General features: G+C 70.2%; 11 protein-coding genes and 1 pseudogene. 10 read left to right on the forward strand and 2 right to left on the reverse strand.

Annotation, left to right across the window (positions count from 1 at the left end; genetic code table 11):
* The first annotated feature begins 35 nt into the window (after window positions 1-35).
* From ACWC5O_RS26045 to ACWC5O_RS26075, 7 genes are all read left to right on the forward strand, one after another.
* Window positions 36-1,283, forward strand: coding sequence for an ABC transporter substrate-binding protein (locus tag ACWC5O_RS26045; protein ID WP_450589452.1), 1,248 nt, complete (start codon window positions 36-38; stop codon window positions 1,281-1,283).
* Window positions 1,284-1,288: 5 nt separating this feature from the next.
* Window positions 1,289-2,443, forward strand: a complete 1,155-nt coding sequence (locus tag ACWC5O_RS26050; protein WP_450589454.1) for an ABC transporter ATP-binding protein — start codon at window positions 1,289-1,291, stop codon at window positions 2,441-2,443.
* Between the two features lie 2 nt (window positions 2,444-2,445).
* On the forward strand, window positions 2,446-3,375 hold the full coding sequence (locus ACWC5O_RS26055; RefSeq protein ID WP_390855870.1) for an ABC transporter permease: 930 nt from the start codon (window positions 2,446-2,448) through the stop codon (window positions 3,373-3,375).
* Entirely contained in the window at window positions 3,376-4,173 is a 798-nt protein-coding gene (locus ACWC5O_RS26060; protein WP_450589456.1) for an ABC transporter permease, read from the forward strand.
* Between the two features lie 22 nt (window positions 4,174-4,195).
* Window positions 4,196-5,626 carry an NAD(P)/FAD-dependent oxidoreductase gene (locus ACWC5O_RS26065; protein WP_450589458.1) on the forward strand — a complete coding sequence of 477 codons (1,431 nt, stop codon included), beginning with the start codon at window positions 4,196-4,198 and terminating at the stop codon, window positions 5,624-5,626.
* Between the two features lie 198 nt (window positions 5,627-5,824).
* Entirely contained in the window at window positions 5,825-6,676 is an 852-nt protein-coding gene (locus ACWC5O_RS26070) for a hypothetical protein (protein ID WP_450781077.1), read from the forward strand.
* Between the two features lie 141 nt (window positions 6,677-6,817).
* Window positions 6,818-8,632, forward strand: a complete 1,815-nt coding sequence (locus tag ACWC5O_RS26075; protein ID WP_450589462.1) for a chitinase — start codon at window positions 6,818-6,820, stop codon at window positions 8,630-8,632.
* Here the strand turns inward: ACWC5O_RS26075 and ACWC5O_RS26080 are convergent.
* Window positions 8,574-9,239 (reverse strand): annotated as a pseudogene (locus ACWC5O_RS26080) (phosphatase PAP2 family protein); the annotation flags it as partial. The gene ACWC5O_RS26075 and the pseudogene ACWC5O_RS26080 overlap by 59 nt on opposite strands.
* A 391-nt stretch (window positions 9,240-9,630) precedes the next feature.
* Window positions 9,631-10,965 carry a 4-aminobutyrate--2-oxoglutarate transaminase gene (gabT, locus tag ACWC5O_RS26085; protein WP_450589464.1) on the reverse strand — a complete coding sequence of 445 codons (1,335 nt, stop codon included), beginning with the start codon at window positions 10,963-10,965 and terminating at the stop codon, window positions 9,631-9,633.
* Between the two features lie 289 nt (window positions 10,966-11,254).
* On the opposite strand from gabT, the gene ACWC5O_RS26090 reads away from it, so the two are divergent.
* The 3 genes from ACWC5O_RS26090 to ACWC5O_RS26100 all read left to right on the forward strand — a co-directional run bounded on the left by ACWC5O_RS26090 (window position 11,255) and on the right by ACWC5O_RS26100 (window position 16,755).
* Window positions 11,255-13,381, forward strand: a complete 2,127-nt coding sequence (locus tag ACWC5O_RS26090) for an ATP-binding protein (protein ID WP_450589466.1) — start codon at window positions 11,255-11,257, stop codon at window positions 13,379-13,381.
* A 133-nt stretch (window positions 13,382-13,514) separates the two neighbouring features.
* Window positions 13,515-15,116 (forward strand): PucR family transcriptional regulator, encoded by a 1,602-nt coding sequence (locus tag ACWC5O_RS26095; RefSeq protein ID WP_450589468.1) that lies wholly within the window; start codon window positions 13,515-13,517, stop codon window positions 15,114-15,116.
* 193 nt (window positions 15,117-15,309) lie between these two features.
* Window positions 15,310-16,755 carry an aldehyde dehydrogenase family protein gene (locus tag ACWC5O_RS26100; RefSeq protein WP_450589470.1) on the forward strand — a complete coding sequence of 482 codons (1,446 nt, stop codon included), beginning with the start codon at window positions 15,310-15,312 and terminating at the stop codon, window positions 16,753-16,755.
* Window positions 16,756-16,885: the final 130 nt, after the last annotated feature.

A 16,885-nucleotide genomic window follows, 5' to 3' on the forward strand; every position in this document is an offset into this window, starting at 1 on the left:
ACCAGGCCGATCCCTCCCGAAAGGGCACCACGCGCATGGAGCAGTACGAGCCCGAACGCCTGACCCCGGCCCAAGTGGCCGCCATGCGGCGCAGCCTGCGTAACGGCCGGGCGGCGATGACCCGCCGGTCGCTGCTGCGCGCCTCCGCGGGCGGCGCGCTCACGGTCGGCGGACTCGGGGCGCTGAGCGCCTGCGGGATCCCCGCGGCGGGCAAGACACAGGGCGGCACGTCCGCACAGGACCACTCGGCCGCGGAGAAGGTCGTGAACTTCTCCAACTGGACCGAGTACATCGACGTCGACGACAGCGGCAAGCACCACCCGACGCTCGACACCTTCCGCAAGCGGACCGGCATCGCGGTCAAGTACACCGAGGACATCAACGACAACAACGAGTTCTTCGGCAAGATCAAGCCGCAGCTCGCCGGGGGCCAGGACACCGGCCGCGACATCATCGTCCTCACCGACTGGCTGGCCGCCCGGCTGATCCGCCTCGGCTGGGCCCAGAAACTGGACCCGTCCAACCTGCCCCACGCCTACACCAACCTGTCGGCCCAGTTCCGCAACCCGGACTGGGACCCGGGGCGGGCGTACTCGTACCCCTGGCAGGGCATCTCGACGGTCATCGCCTACAACAAGAAGGCGCTCGACGGCATCGAGGTGAAGTCGGTCTCCGACCTGCTCGACAACCCCAAGCTGAAGGGGCGCGTCGGCTTCCTGTCGGAGATGCGTGACAGCATCGGCATGACCCTGCTCGACATGGGCAAGGACCCGGCGAACTTCACCGACGACGACTACGACGCGGTGATCGCCCGGCTGCAGAAGGCCGTCGACAAGGGCCAGATCCGCCGCTTCACCGGCAACGACTACACGTCCGACCTGACCAAGGGCGACTTCGCGGCCTGCATCGCCTGGGCCGGCGACGTGGTCCAGCTCAAGGCGGACAGCCCGGACGTGGACTTCATCATCCCCGACAGCGGCTACATGACCTCGTCGGACAACATGTTGATCCCCAACAAGGCGCGTCACAAGACGAACGCCGAGCGGCTGATCGACTTCTACTACGAGCCGGAACAGGCCGCCGCGCTCGCCGCCTACATCAACTACGTGAGTCCGGTCGACGGCGTGAAGCCCTACCTTGCGAAGATCGACAAGGATGCGGCGAACAACCCGCTGATCGTTCCCGACAAGGCCATGCAGGCGAAGTCCCATGCCTTCCGCTCCCTGAGCCAGAAGGAAGAGACGGCCTACGAAGAGAAGTTCGCGAAGCTCACAGGGGCGTGACGAAGATGACGACGACAGACAGCAGCGGCGACGTCCGCCTCACCGGTATCGGCAAGACCTACGGCTCCTTCACCGCCGTACACCCGCTGGACCTGACCGTGCCGCAGGGCTCCTTCTTCGCCCTGCTCGGCGCATCCGGCTGCGGCAAGACGACCACCCTGCGCATGATCGCGGGCCTGGAGGAGCCGACCAGCGGCACCGTGTACCTCGGCGACCAGGAGGTCACCCACCTGCCGCCGTACAAACGGCCGGTCAACACGGTCTTCCAGTCCTACGCCCTCTTCCCGCACCTCGACATCTTCGAGAACGTCGCCTTCGGCCTGCGCCGCCGCGGCGTAAAGAGCGTGAAGAAGCAGGTCGAGGAGATGCTGGAGCTGGTCCAGCTCGGCGAGCAGGCGCGCAAGAAGCCGCACCAGCTCTCCGGTGGCCAGCAGCAACGTGTCGCGGTGGCCCGGGCGCTGATCAACCACCCGAAGGTGCTGCTGCTCGACGAGCCGCTCGGCGCCCTCGACCTGAAGCTGCGCCGCCAGATGCAGCTGGAGCTCAAGCGCATCCAGACCGAGGTCGGCATCACCTTCATCCACGTCACGCACGACCAGGAGGAGGCCATGACCATGGCCGACACGGTCGCCGTGATGAACGCGGGCCGCGTCGAGCAACTCGGCTCGCCCACCGACCTGTACGAGAACCCGCAGACCACCTTCGTCGCGAACTTCCTCGGCACCTCCAACCTCATCGAGGCCGAGGTCGACACCAAGAGCGGCGCCGACATCGTGCTGAAGGCGGGCGGCGGCAAGCTGGTGCTGCCCGAGGCACGCTGTTCCGCCCGGACGACGACCGGCGGCAAGGTGCTCGTCGGCATCCGCCCCGAGAAGATCGCGCTCACCCACGCCGACGACGCCGGCTCCATACCCGAGGGCCGCAACCGCGTCACCGGCAAGATCGCCGACGCCAGCTTCATCGGCGTCTCCACGCAGTACGTGATCGACACCCCGGTCTGCGACGAGTTCGCGGTCTACGCCCAGAACGTCGAGCGCGACGGACGGCTCGTCCCCGGTGCAGAGGTCGTCCTGCACTGGAGCCCGGCCCACACCTTCGGCCTGGACGCGGCCCAGGACATCGACGCAGGCGTGGAGACCGTCGAGGAAGAGGCCGCGTAGACATGTCGACGCTCACCGAGGCGCCGCCGCCTCTCGCCCCCACCGCACCGGAGAAGAAGCCCCCGCGCAAGCGCGGCCGGTTCACGCCGTACTGGCTGCTGCTGCCCGGCATCCTGTGGCTGGTCGTCTTCTTCGCGCTGCCGATGATCTACCAGGCCTCCACGTCCGTGCAGACGGGCTCCCTGGAGGAGGGCTACAAGGTCACCTGGCACTTCGCGACCTACTGGGACGCCCTGGCCGAGTACTGGCCGCAGTTCCTGCGGTCCGTGTTCTACGCGGCCGCGGCGACCGTCCTGTGCCTGCTGCTCGGGTACCCGCTGGCGTATCTGATCGCCTTCCGCGCGGGCCGCTGGCGCAACCTGATCATGATCCTGGTGATCGCGCCGTTCTTCACCAGCTTCCTGATCCGGACGCTGGCCTGGAAGACGATCCTCGCGGACAACGGCCCGGTCGTGCACACCCTGAACTCGCTGCACATCCTGGACCTCACCAACTTCCTCGGCTGGACGGCCGGCGACCGCGTCCTCGCCACGCCACTCGCGGTGGTGTGCGGTCTGACGTACAACTTCCTGCCGTTCATGATCCTGCCGCTCTACACCTCGCTGGAGCGGATCGACGGGCGGCTGCACGAGGCGGCCGGCGACCTGTACGCCAAGCCGTGGACCACCTTCCGCAAGGTGACCTTCCCGCTGTCCATGCCGGGCGTGGTCTCCGGCACTCTGCTCACCTTCATTCCGGCGGCCGGTGACTACGTCAACGCCGAACTCCTCGGCTCGACCGACACCCGCATGATCGGCAACGTCATCCAGACGCAGTTCCTGCGGATTCTGGACTATCCGACGGCGGCCGCCCTGTCCTTCATCCTCATGGCCGCGATCCTGTTCATGGTCACGGTCTACATCCGCCGCTCCGGGACGGAGGATCTGGTCTAAATGCCCTTCGTCACCTGGCTCAAGCGCCACCTCGTCGTCATCGCGGGACTGCTGACGCTCTCTTATCTGCTGCTGCCGAACATCATCGTGACGGTGTTCTCCTTCAACAAGCCGAAGGGGCGCTTCAACTACGAGTGGCAGCAGTTCTCCACGGACGCCTGGAAGGACCCGTGCGGCGTCGCCGACATGTGCGGCTCGCTGTCCATCAGCCTCCAGATCGCCGTCTGGGCGACGATCGGTGCCTCGATCCTCGGCACGATGATCGCCTTCGCGCTGGTCCGCTACCGCTTCCGTGCCCGCGGCGCCGTCAACTCGCTGATCTTCCTGCCGATGGCGATGCCCGAGGTCGTCATGGCGGCCTCGCTGCTGACCCTGTTCCTCAACATGGGCGCCCAGCTCGGCTTCATGACGATCCTGATCGCGCACATCATGTTCTGCCTGAGCTTCGTCGTCACCGCGGTCAAGGCGCGCGTGATGTCGATGGACCCGCGCCTGGAGGAGGCCGCCCGGGACCTGTACGCCGGCCCGGCGCAGACCTTCCTGCGGGTCACCCTGCCGATCGCGGCACCCGGAATCGCCGCGGGCGCGCTGCTGTCCTTCGCGCTCTCCTTCGACGATTTCATCATCACCAACTTCAACGCGGGCTCGACCGTCACCTTCCCCATGTTCGTGTGGGGTTCGGCGCAGCGCGGAACACCCGTTCAGATCAACGTCATCGGTACGGCCATGTTCCTGGTCGCCGTACTGTTCGTCCTGGTCTCGATGCTCATCACCAACCGCCGTAACAAAAAGGCGTAAAGCTCTGTAGGGAGTTGAAATCATGGCCCCAAGCGCCATGAGTCGTGGCAAAGACAACTGGATCGCCTCTCTTTCCGAAGCCCAGCCGGTCCCGTACTGGCTGGAAGACCCCGGCAAGCCACACGCCGAGCCCGCCCTCACCGGCACCGAGACCTGCGACCTGCTGGTCGTCGGCGGCGGCTACAGCGGACTGTGGACCGCGCTGGGCGCCAAGGAGCGTGACCCGCAGCGCGATGTGGTGCTGCTGGAAGGCCGCGAGGTGGGCTGGGCCGCCTCCGGCCGCAACGGCGGCTTCTGCGCCGCCTCCCTCACTCACGGCCTGCCCAACGGCCTGACCCGCTGGCCGGACGAGATCAGCCGGCTGGAGGAGCTGGGCAGGCGCAACCTCGACGAGATCGAGGCCGCGATCGCCCGGCACGGCATCGACTGCGACTTCGAGCGCACCGGTGAGATCGACGTGGCCACCGAGACCTACCAGGCCTGGGAGCTGCGCGACTGGCACCGGGAGCTGGAGGAGAAGGGCCTCGCCGACGGCATCGAGTTCCTCGACGCCGACGCCGTGCGCGAGCAGGTGAACTCGCCCACCTTCGAGGCCGGCCTGTGGGACCGCCGGGGCGTCGCCATGCTGCACCCGGCCAAGCTGGCCTGGGGCCTGAAGCAGGCGTGCCTCCGGCTCGGGGTGCGCGTGTACGAGCACACGCCCGCCCTCACCCTGAAGCAGTACGGCGCCGGCATGGCCGTACGCACGCCGTACGGCTCCGTCCGCGCCCGCAGGGTCGCGCTCGGCACGAACATCTTCCCGAGCCTGCTGCGGCGCGTGCGCTCGTACACCGTCCCGGTCTACGACTACGCGCTGATGACCGAGCCCTTGAGCGCCGACCAGTTGGCCTCGATCGGCTGGAAGAACCGCCAGGGCCTCGGGGACTCGGCGAACCAGTTCCACTACTTCCGGCTGTCGGCCGACAACCGGATCCTGTGGGGCGGCTACGACGCGATCCACCACTACGGCGGCCGGGTGCGCGCCGAGTACGACGACCGCCCGGAGACGTACGCCAAGCTCGCGGGGCACTTCTTCACCTGCTTCCCGCAGTTGGAGGGCGTCCGCTTCACTCACGCCTGGGGCGGTGCGATCGACACCTGCTCCCGCTTCTCGGCGTTCTTCGGCACGGCCCACCAGGGGAAGGTGGCGTACGCGGCGGGCTACACCGGTCTCGGCGTCGGCGCCACCCGCTTCGGCGCCGACGTGATGCTGGACCTGCTGGACGGGGAGCGCACCGAGCGGACCGAGCTGGAGATGGTCCGCAGGAAGCCGCTGCCGTTCCCGCCGGAGCCCTTCGCCTGGACCGGCATCGCCCTGACGAAGTGGTCGCTGGCCCGTGCGGACGCGCACGGCGGCCGCCGCAACCTGTGGCTGCGGACGATGGACCGGCTGGGGCTGGGCTTCGACAGCTGAGCTCTTTCCGACGAGCCCTTTCTGAGCAAAGGCCCAGGTCACAGGCCTGGGCCTTTGTGCTGCTCCGCCCTTTACGCCCGATTTTCTCCTCGGTCAAGTCCCGAATCTTCGGAGCATGACCCCGCCGGGCGGTTCCGGCCTACTGGAAGTGCGCCGAGAAAGCGCCGAACCCCTTCCATCAGGAGCAGGAGAGAAATCATGACTCGCGCCATCCGCAAGAACGACGATTTCCGTTCGAGGCGCCGTATCGGCCTCGCGGCGGCGATCGCCTCGGCCGCGGCCGTCGCCGGAGGTGTCGTCCTGCCGGCCGCGACCGCCACGGCGGCACCGATGTCGCAGGCGCCGACGGTGAGCAAGGGCGCCCAGGAGCACGGCGGGCACAAGATCTACTGCTGGGACAAGCACCACAAGTCCCACTGGAAGAAGCACCACAAGTTCTACTGCTGGGTCGACAACCACAAGTACTACTGGGACGACCACCACAACTGCTTCTTCGTGTTGGTCGAGCGTCACCGGTACTACCTCTGGGACTCCTGTGACAACTTCCACTACTTCTGGCACCACCAACACGACCACCACTGGGACGTGCACGACCAGGACCACTGGAAGAAGGAGCCCAGGAAGTCGGACTGGGACAAGGCCGAGTCGGACAAGAGGGACGAGAAGAAGGACGAGAAGAAGGACACCGGCAAGACCGACCCGGGGAAGACCGACGAGGACAAGACGGATCCGGGGAAGACCGACCCGGGAAAGACCGACGAGGACAAGACCGACCCCGGCAAGACCGACACGACCCAGCAGGACCCGGCCCAGCCCGACCCGGCGCAGCAGGAACCGCCGAAGGACCCGGCTCAGCAGGACCAGCAGCAGGACCAGGCGCCGGATGACCAGCCGCAGCAGGACCAGCAGCAGGACCAGGCGCCGGATGACCAGCCGCAGCAGGACCAGCCGCAGCAGAACCAGCAGTCGGGCCAGGCCGAGCCGGACCAGCCCCAGCAGGACCCCGGTGTTGACTCTGGTTCCGGTGACGTCGCCCCGGCCGATGGGTGATGCCCCACGGAAGGTGTGATCCAGGGTCGTGCCGCGGGACGGCTCCGGCGGGGTAACACCCGGACACCTTGACAAGAAGATTGGTCTGGACCAAGTTGAGTGCGCTCCACCCCTCCAACTCCCCCTTCACCGGAGGCCCTTGTGGACCGCGCTCGACGCGCCAGACGTCCCAGATCCGTCCTCACCCTGCTCACGGCCGCGCTGCTGGCCGTGCCCGGGATCACCGCGCTCTCGTCGGCCGCCCGTGCGGCCGACGCGGACCTCGCGAAGAACGGCGGCTTCGAAGCCGGCCTCGACGGCTGGACCTGCACGGCCGGTACGACTGTCAACACCCCTGTGCACAGTGGGAGTTCCGCGCTGCAGGCGACCCCGGCCGGCAGCGACGACGCCCAGTGCGCGCAGACGGTGACCGTCCAGCCCAACTCCCGGTACACGCTGTCCGGTTACGTCCGCGGCTCCTACGTCTACCTCGGCGCGAACGGCACCGGCACCACCGACGTCTCCACCTGGACCCAGTCCGCGCCCGACTGGCAGAAGCTGACCACCACCTTCACCACCGGCGCCAACACGACGAAGGTCACCGTCTACACCCACGGCTGGTACGGCACCGGCGCCTACTACGCCGACGACGTCTCCCTGGTCGGCCCGGGTGCGAGCACCGGACAGCCGCCCGCCGCGCCGACCGGCCTCAGAACCGGCACGGTCACCTCCTCCTCCGTCACCCTGTCCTGGTCGGCGGTGACCGGCGCCACGAGTTACGCGGCCTACCGCGACGGGGTCAAGGTCCAGACGGCGGACGGCACTTCGGCCGGCGTCACCGGACTCGCGCCCTCGACGGCGTACAGCTTCCAGGTCACCGCGAGCAACGACGCCGGCGAGTCCGCCAAGTCGGCCGCGGTGACCGCGACGACCACGGCAGGCAGTGGCGGCGGCTCGACCGACCTGCCGGCCCACGCCCTCGTCGGCTACCTCCACGCCGGCTTCGCCAACGGCTCCGGCTACACCCGCATGGCCGACGTACCCGACAGCTGGGACGTCATCGACCTCGCGTTCGGCGAGCCCACCTCGGCCACCTCGGGTGACATCCGCTTCAACCGCTGCCCGGTCACCGAGTGCCCGAACGTCGAGAGCGACGCCGACTTCAGGGCGGCGATCAAGGCCAAGCAGGCGGCCGGCAAGAAGGTGCTGATCTCGATCGGCGGCCAGAACGGCCAGGTCCAGCTGACGACCACGGCGGCCCGCGACACGTTCGTCTCCTCGGTCTCGAACATCATCGACACCTACGGCCTCGACGGCCTGGACATCGACTTCGAGGGTCACTCGCTGTCCCTGAACGCGAACGACACGGACTTCAAGAACCCCACCACGCCCGTGATCGTCAACCTCATCTCGGCCCTGAAGACCCTGAAGGCCAAGTACGGCTCGAAGTTCGTGCTGACGCTGGCCCCGGAGACCTTCTTCGTCCAGATGGGCTACCAGTACTACGGCACCGGCAAGTGGGGCGGCCAGGACCCGCGCTGCGGGGCGTACCTTCCGGTGATCCACGCCCTGCGCGACGACCTCACCCTGCTCCACGTCCAGGACTACAACTCGGGCCCGATCATGGGCCTCGACAACCAGTACCACTCCATGGGCGGCGCCGACTTCCACATCGCCATGACCGACATGCTGCTCACCGGCTTCCCGGTCGCGGGCGACGCGAACAACGTCTTCCCGCCGCTGCGCCCGGACCAGGTGGCGATCGGCATGCCGGCGTCGACGAACGCGGGCAACGGGTACGTGGCCCCGGCCGAGGTCACCAAGACCCTGGACTGCCTGACGAAGAAGACGAACTGCGGCTCGTACCCGACCCACGGGACCTGGCCCGCTCTTCGGGGTCTGATGACGTGGTCGGTGAACTGGGACCGCTACTCCAACTGGGAGTTCCAGAAGAACTTCGACACCTATTTCGGCTGACCAGCAGGGACAGGGTGGTCAGCAGCACAGTGCCCAGGCACCAGCTGGCCACCACGTCCAGCGGCCAGTGCCAGCCCCGGCGGACCAGACCGTAGGAGACGCCGAGCACCAGAGCCGCGCAGACGCCGACGAGGGCCCGGCGGGCGGCGGGTGAGCGCAGCCAGGGGAGCAGGAGCAGGGTCGCGGAACCGTACGTGATCGCCGCCGTCGCCGTATGGCCGGAGGGGAAGTAGCCGACCCCCGGGGGCATCAGCGGGGTCCCCGGGCGGGCGGTCCAGTCCTTCAGCGGGACGACGAACGCCGGGACCAGCGCCATCAGTACGGCCGCGGCGGCGGGCGGCAGCCACCAGCGCTCCGTACCGGTCGCGCTGCCGCGCCAGGCGGAGTACGCCAGGGCGAGGACGAGCACCGGCACGGCGACCTGGACGTTGCCGAGGTCGGAGAGGAGTTCGGAGAACCGGTCCGGGTGGACCAGGTGCCGGCTCAACCGCGTGTCGACGCGCAGGAGCGGGCCGTGGGTGACGACCTGCCAGGTGATCAGGGCGAGCAGGAGCGTGGGCAGGGCCAGGAGCGCGTACTTCGGGCGCGGATCCGGTGACGTCGACACGCGGCCCAGCTTCTCAGACCCGGCGGGGGAGGAAGGAGGTCGGCCGCCCCGGAACAGGGGGGGATGGTTCCGAGGCGGCCGTCCGGATCGGGATGTCGCGCGCCCCGGGGGGTTTGGGGCGGCGACCGTCCGATCGGTGAGGAGATCCCGGAACCGTCAGGTCCCGGTTGTGTGCGCGAGGGCACGACCAGGTCGAAGCTGGGGAGGCCCCGGCCTGAGATCGCCCACAGTCCCCTGTGGGCGGGGTGTATCTCTCATCTGGGTAGAACCTACGGCAGCCCGAGGCGGTTGGGCAGACGGAATCGCGTCCCGCCATCCACCTCGCACACCTTCTTCACACGGCCTGCCGTAGGCACCCTTCAAGCACCGTTCAGAGGTGCGAACCAACCGCTCAGATGCGCGCGAACGCCTGCTCGATGATGTCGAGACCCTCGTTCAGGAGGTCCTCGCCGATCACCAGCGGGGGCAGGAAGCGCAGCACGTTGCCGTAGGTGCCACAGGTCAGGACGAGCAGGCCCTCCTGGTGGCAGGCCTTGGCGAGGGCGGCGGTCGCCTCCGGGTTCGGCTCCTTGGTGGCGCGGTCCTTGACCAGCTCGATGGCGATCATGGCGCCACGGCCACGGACGTCGCCGATGATGTCGAACTTCTCGGCCATGGCGGTGAGGCGCGCCTTCATGATCGCCTCGATGTTCTTCGCCTTGGCGTTGAGGTCCAGCTCCTTCATCGTCTCGATGGCGCCGAGCGCACCGGCGCAGGCCACCGGGTTGCCGCCGTAGGTGCCGCCGAGGCCGCCCGCGTGCGCGGCGTCCATGATCTCGGCGCGGCCGGTGACGGCGGCCAGCGGCAGACCGCCGGCGATGCCCTTGGCGGTGGTGATCAGGTCCGGGACGATGCCCTCGTCCTCGCAGGCGAACCACTGACCGGTGCGGCAGAAGCCGGACTGGATCTCGTCCGCGACGAAGACGATGCCGTTGTCCTTGGCGAACTGGCTGATCGCGGGCAGGAAGCCCTTGGCCGGCTCGATGAAGCCGCCCTCACCGAGCACCGGCTCGATGATGATCGCGGCCACGTTCTCGGCGCCGATCTGCTTGGTGATCTGGTCGATGGCCTGCTTCGCGGCCTCCGGGCCACAGTTCTCCGGGCCGGTCAGCCAGCGGTAACCGTACGCGACGGGGACGCGGTAGACCTCGGGCGCGAACGGGCCGAAGCCGTGCTTGTACGGCATGTTCTTGGCCGTCAGCGCCATCGTCAGGTTGGTACGGCCGTGGTAGCCGTGGTCGAAGACGACGACGGCCTGGCGCTTGGTGTACGCGCGGGCGATCTTGACGGCGTTCTCGACGGCCTCGGCGCCCGAGTTGAACAGCGCGGACTTCTTGGCGTGGTCACCCGGCGTGAGCTCGGCCAGCGCCTCGGCGACGGCCACGTAGCCCTCGTACGGCGTGACCATGAAACAGGTGTGGGTGAAGTCGGCCAGCTGGGCGCTCGCGCGGCGTACGACGGCCTCGGCGGAGCCGCCGACCGAGGTCACGGCGATACCGGAACCGAAGTCGATCAGGCGGTTGCCGTCGACGTCCTCGATGATGCCGCCGTCCACGCGCGTCGTGAACACGGGCAGCACGGAGCCCACGCCCTGCGCGACCGCGGCGAGGCGGCGGGCCTGCAGCTCCTGCGACTTCGGGCCGGGGATGGCGGTGACGACGCGGCGCTCCTGCGGAAGTGCGGTCATGGGGGCTCCCTGATGATCTTGCGTACCGGGTGTTCCCGGGCGGTACCGGACGGTGCGTTTTTCGGACGCTTGTCTCTTTCTTCGCAGGCTAGGGCCGGAAGTGGAGCGTGGGCATGCTCCATGTGGGCGTTGTCGGGAAGATTGGTTGTCCGTCGTGGACATAGCACTAGGGGAGGGGCACGCCCGGCCGGTGCGTCCTCTCGGCCGCGTAAACGGTGAACTCCCTTTGTCGGGGCGTTAGATTGGCTCGCTGATGGTGGACGGAACGGCTGGTCAGGGGGCAAGGGCGATGGAGAGCGACGGGACGCGGGACGCGCGCGGTACGCATGCGAATCCTGTGCCGCGCCCGGCGGTGCCCCGGGAGGGTTCCGCCGTGCCGCCCATGCCCGCCGGGCCGCCCGGGGTTCCGCCCCGGCCGGACGGCTCGGCCTTCCTGGCCTGGCTGCGGGCGTCCCGGCCGGAGGCGGCGCCGGGCGTGTGGCGGTTCGGGTACCGGCCCCGGCCCGAACAGGAGCCCGAGCGGATCCCGACCCGGCAGCTGCTGAGCGGCGCGCTGATCGCCTTCCTCGTGGGCTGGCTGGTGTGGTCCCTGCTGTGGAACGGCTACCTCGGGGGCTGGTGGGTGCTGCCCCTGGAGCTGTTCACCCCGGATTCCTGGCGCCAGAGCAACGACCAGGTCGGCAACGCCCTCCTCTGGTACTCGTACTACACGCTCATCGCCGTGGTCATCATGCTCGTCGTCGGCCGCCTCGGCCGCTGGGGCGAGGTCTGGCGCCGCTTCGGCCCGCCCGCCTGGCGGGAGGCCGTGCCCGCCGCCGAGCCCGCGCCCGCCCCCGAGCAGGACCCCGCCGAATGGCCCCAGCTGCGGCACGCCGGAGCCCATGAGGCCGCCGAGCGGCTGGCCGCCGAGGCGAAGGCCGGGCTCATGCGGGACGTCGACCACGCCCGGATCAGCCGGGCCTGGCAGGGCGTACGGTCCGGCACGCACACGCTCGCCTCCTTCACGGGCGCCGTGCTCAAGGACGGCTCGGCCGCCTGTCTGCACCCCTCCGGCGAGCGCGACCTGCCCGCCCGGCACGCCCGGCACGACCTGCTCACCGGGCAGGTACGGCTCGGCACCACCGCCGACGACCCCCGCAACCCGTACCACTACCGCGGCTCCGGACTCGCCCTCGGCCCCGAGCTGCTCGGCACCTCGCTGCTCGCCGTCGGCCCGGCCGGCTCCGGCAAGACCGGCGCGGTCATCCGGCCGCTCGCCGAGTCGCTGTGCCTGCACGCCCTCGCCGGGCGGGCCGCCGTCGTGGCCGTCGGCGCGGCGGGCGCGGGCCTCGGCCCGGCCGAGGCGTACGACGTCGTCGTACGGATCGGGCACCCCGAGTCCGTCTACGACCTCGACCTGTACGGCGGCACCACCGACCCGGACGAGGCCGCCGCCATACTCGCCGAGGCCCTCGTCGGCGACCTCGCCGACCCGCACCCCGGTGGCGACAGCCGCCGCTCCACGACCGTCCTCGCCCAGTTGCTCGGCCCCTTCCGCGCCGTCCACGACCGCTTCCCCTCCGTCCCCGAGCTGCGCCAGCTCCTCGACGGCACGCCCGGACGGCTCGCCGCACTCCGCAAGGCGCTGACCGACACCGGGCAGGAGTCGCTGCTCAGGGAACTGGACGCGCGGGAGCGGCAGATGGCCCACCCGGGCGACGTGGGCGCGGTGCTCGCCGACCGGATCGCCCTGCTCGACCGGCCCGCCTTCGCCGCCTTCTTCGACACCTCCGGGCAGTCCCGGCCGTTCTCCCTCAAGGCCCTCGACCACCCGGTCCGGGTCCGCATCGACCTGCCCCAGCGCGGGCACGCCGACGCCTCGCGGATCCTCGCCCGGCTGGTCCTCGCCCAGTTCACGGCCAGCGTGACGGTGCGGGAGGACCGGTCGCTGTTCGCCTGCCTGCTGCTGGACGACGCCTCCGGTGTGATCACCCCTGAGTCCGTGCGCGGCATCCAGCGGCTGCGCTCGGCCCATGCGGGCACCGTGCTGACGCTGCGCACCCTGGACGACGTGCCCCGGCCGCTGCGCGGACCGCTGCTCGGCGCCGCCGGCTGCCGGATGGCGCTGTCCGGGCTCACCCCCTGGGACGGGCAGGACTTCGCCGAGGTGTGGGGCAAGGAGTGGACCGAGACCCGGGACGTCACCGACCGGCAGATCATCGCCGAGACCCCGGCCGGCAAGGCCGTGCACATGCTGCGCCGGGTCATCACCGGCCAGGCACCCACCGCCCGGGCCGTCACCGTCCGCCAGGTGGAGCGTGAGCGCTGGTCGGCCTCCGAGCTGGCGCACGGGGTACCGCCGGGGCATGCGGTGCTGTCGCTGACCACCGTGCAGGGGGAGCACGCTCCGCCGTTGCTGGTGGATCTGCGGGGCTGAGGGAAGGGGGCACCCGGGGACCGTACGGTGCGGCAGAATCGGCATAGGCTGTTCATACGCAGCGGCCAATTGATCACAGTGATCACCGGATCTCCCCACCCGCTGTCCCGGTTCTCCCCTCCCTGAAGGCCTCATGCCCCCGACCCTTGCCTCGCTCGTCCACCACTCCGCACTCAAGCTGACCGTGCGCGCGGGCGAGGACCGGCTCGACGTGCCCGTCCGCTGGGCGCACGTGAGCGAGCTGGCCGACCCCGTGCCCTACATGGAGGGCGGCGAGCTGCTGCTGATCACCGCGCTCAAGCTGGACGCGGAGGATCCCGAGGCGATGCGGCGGTATGTGAAGCGGCTGGTCGGCGCGGGCGTCGTCGGGCTCGGCTTCGCGGTCGGGGTGAACTACGACGAGATCCCCAGGGCCCTCGTCGACGCCGCCGAGGAGGAGGGGCTGCCGCTGCTGGAGGTGCCCCGCCGCACCCCCTTCCTGGCCATCAGCAAGGCTGTCTCCGCCGCGATCGCCGCCGACCAGTACCGGGCCGTCACGGCGGGCTTCGCCGCCCAGCGGGAGCTGACCAGGCAGGCCCTGAACGCCGGCCCCGAGGGGTTGCTCGGCGCGCTCGCCGCGCAGGTCGACGGGTGGGCGGCGCTGTACGACGCCTCGGGCGCCGTCGTCGCCACCGCACCCGAGTGGGCCGGCCGCCGGGCCGCCCGGCTCACCGCGGAGGTCGAACGGCTGCGGGAGCGGCCCGCCCCGGCCTCCTCGGTGGTCGGCGGTCCCGACAACGAGGACCGGGTGGAGCTGCACTCCCTGGGGACGGGCCGGCGCCCGCGCGCCGCGCTCGCCGTGGGTACGGCCGCCGCCCTCGGCACCGCCGAGCGGTACGCCGTCCACTCCGCGATCGCGCTGCTCACCCTCACCACCGAACGGTCCCGCTCGCTGCACGCGGCCGAGCAGCGGGTCGGCGCGGCCGTACTGCGCATGCTGCTGGCCGGGGAGCCGGACCATGCCCGGGCCGTCGCCGGGCACCTGTACGGCGGGCTGCTCGACGCGCCCTTCCGGATGATCGTCGCCGAGTCGGGGTCCGGCGCGGCCGGCCGGGCGCACACGGAGGCGGACGCCGACACGCTGGGCGGGATCGCGGAGGCCGTGGAGTCGGCGGCCGCCCGCGCCGGGGAGGCCGTGCTGGTCGTGCCCGAGGGGGATCGGCTGGTGGTGCTGGCCGCGGACGGCGGTGCGGCGGTGGCTGCGTGTGCCGCGTACGCGGCGGCGCTGGAGGCGGGGCGGGCCGTGCCCGAGCAGGCGGCCGGGGGCGAGGAGGAGCTGGTCCTCGGGCTGTCGGCCCCGGTCGGACCGATCGCCGCGGCTGCGGCCTACAAGCAGGCTGAGCAGGCGCTGTCCGTCGCGCGGCGGCGCGGGCGGGTGCTGGTGGAGCACGAGCAGCTGGCTGCGGGGTCCGTGCTGCCGTTGCTGGCCGACGATGCGGTGAAGGCGTTCGCGGACGGGTTGCTGCGGGCGCTGCACGAGCACGATGCGACGGGGCGGGGGGATCTGGTCGCCTCGCTGCGGGCGTGGCTGTCCCGGCACGGTCAGTGGGACGCGGCGGCGGCGGATCTCGGGGTGCATCGGCATACGTTGCGGTACCGGATGCGGAGGGTGGAGGAAATTCTGGGGCGCAGCCTCGATGACCCTGACGTCCGGATGGAGCTGTGGCTCGCCTTGAAGGCGACGTCACCGGAGTAGCCGTACCGACTCGACAGGCCGAGAAGTGGGCCTCACCTCAGCACCCACCACGCCAAACCGGAGCATCGCCCACCCCCACCACTACGACTCGGACAAGCGACCCCCGCCCGCCTCCGCCCTACCGTGGACCACGGAAGAACACGCACACCCCCAACGCGGAAGGGCCGGGACTCACATGCCCCAGGAAAAAATTGTGGGGGCCACCCACGCCTTCTGGCTCGCCGGCCGCCAGGTCACCGGCGAGGACACCTTCGACGTCACCTCCCCGTGGGACGGCCGTCTCGTCGGCAAGGTCAGCGTGCCGACCGACGCCCAGGTCGAGGAGGCCGTGGCCGCCGCGTACGCCGTCCGGGACGAGTTCGCCGCCACCCCGGCGCACGTCCGCGCCGCCGCCCTCGACCACGTCAGCAAGCGTCTGGTCGAGCGCACCGAGGAGATCGCCCAGCTGATCTCCGCCGAGAACGGCAAGCCGATCAAGTGGGCCCGCGGCGAGGTCGGCCGTGCCGTGTCCGTGTTCCGCTTCGCGGCCGAGGAGGCCCGGCGGTTCAACGGCGGCGAGGCCCAGCGGCTCGACACCGACCTCGGTGGCCAGGGGCGCCTCGCGCTGACCCGCCGCTTCCCGAAGGGCGTCGTCCTCGGCATCGCGCCGTTCAACTTCCCGCTGAACCTGTGCGCGCACAAGGTCGCCCCGGCGATCGCCGCCGGTGCCCCGATCATCCTCAAGCCGGCCCCGGCCACCCCCCTGTCCGGCCTGATCATCGGCGACCTGCTCGCCGAGACCGACCTGCCCGCCGGCTCCTGGTCGATCCTCCCGGTCGCCAACGACAAGATGCCCGCCCTGGTCCAGGACGAGCGCCTGCCGGTCATCTCCTTCACCGGTTCCGAGAAGGTCGGCTACGCGATCATGGACTCGGTGCCGCGCAAGCACTGCACCCTGGAGCTGGGCGGAAACGGCGCCGCGGTCGTGCTCGGCGACTTCGCCTCGGACGCCGACCTCGACTGGGCCGCGACCCGCATCGCGACCTTCTCGAACTACCAGGGCGGCCAGTCCTGCATCTCCGTGCAGCGCGTGATCGCCGACGCCTCCGTCTACGATCGTCTGCTGCCGCGCATCGTCGCCGCCGTCGAGGCCCAGGCCACCGGTGACCCGAGCGACGACAAGACCGACGTCGGCCCGCTGGTCAGCGAGGACGCGGCCAAGCGCGTGGAGTCCTGGGTGAAGGAGGCCGTCGAGGCCGGCGCCACCCTCCGCACGGGCGGCGACCGCGACGGCGCCTCCTACGCGCCGACCGTCCTCACCGACGTACCGGCGGACACCACGATCGCGTGCGAGGAGGTCTTCGGGCCGGTCCTCACCGTGCAGAAGGTGGACGGCGAGGCCGAGGCCTTCGCCGCCGTCAACTCCTCCAAGTACGGCCTCCAGGCGGGTGTGTTCACCCACGACCTCCAGGTCGCCTTCCGCGCCCACCGCGCGCTGGAGGTCGGCGGTGTGGTCGTCGGCGACGTCCCGTCCTACCGCGCCGACCAGATGCCGTACGGCGGTGCCAAGCAGTCCGGTGTGGGCCGCGAGGGCGTGAAGTTCGCGATGGAGGACTACACATACGAGCGCGTGCTGGTTCTCACCGGTCTCGCGCTCTGACCTGCCACGGACAGGTCGGACGGAACGGCCGCAGCCCACTGTGCGGGGGCTGCGGCCGTTCCTTTTACCGTTCCTATTGCCGGGTAAAGGATTAGGCATCGTCCGTTCAATAGTCTTGTTCTGTGCATGA

This window comes from Streptomyces sp. NPDC001450, from assembly GCF_053597295.1.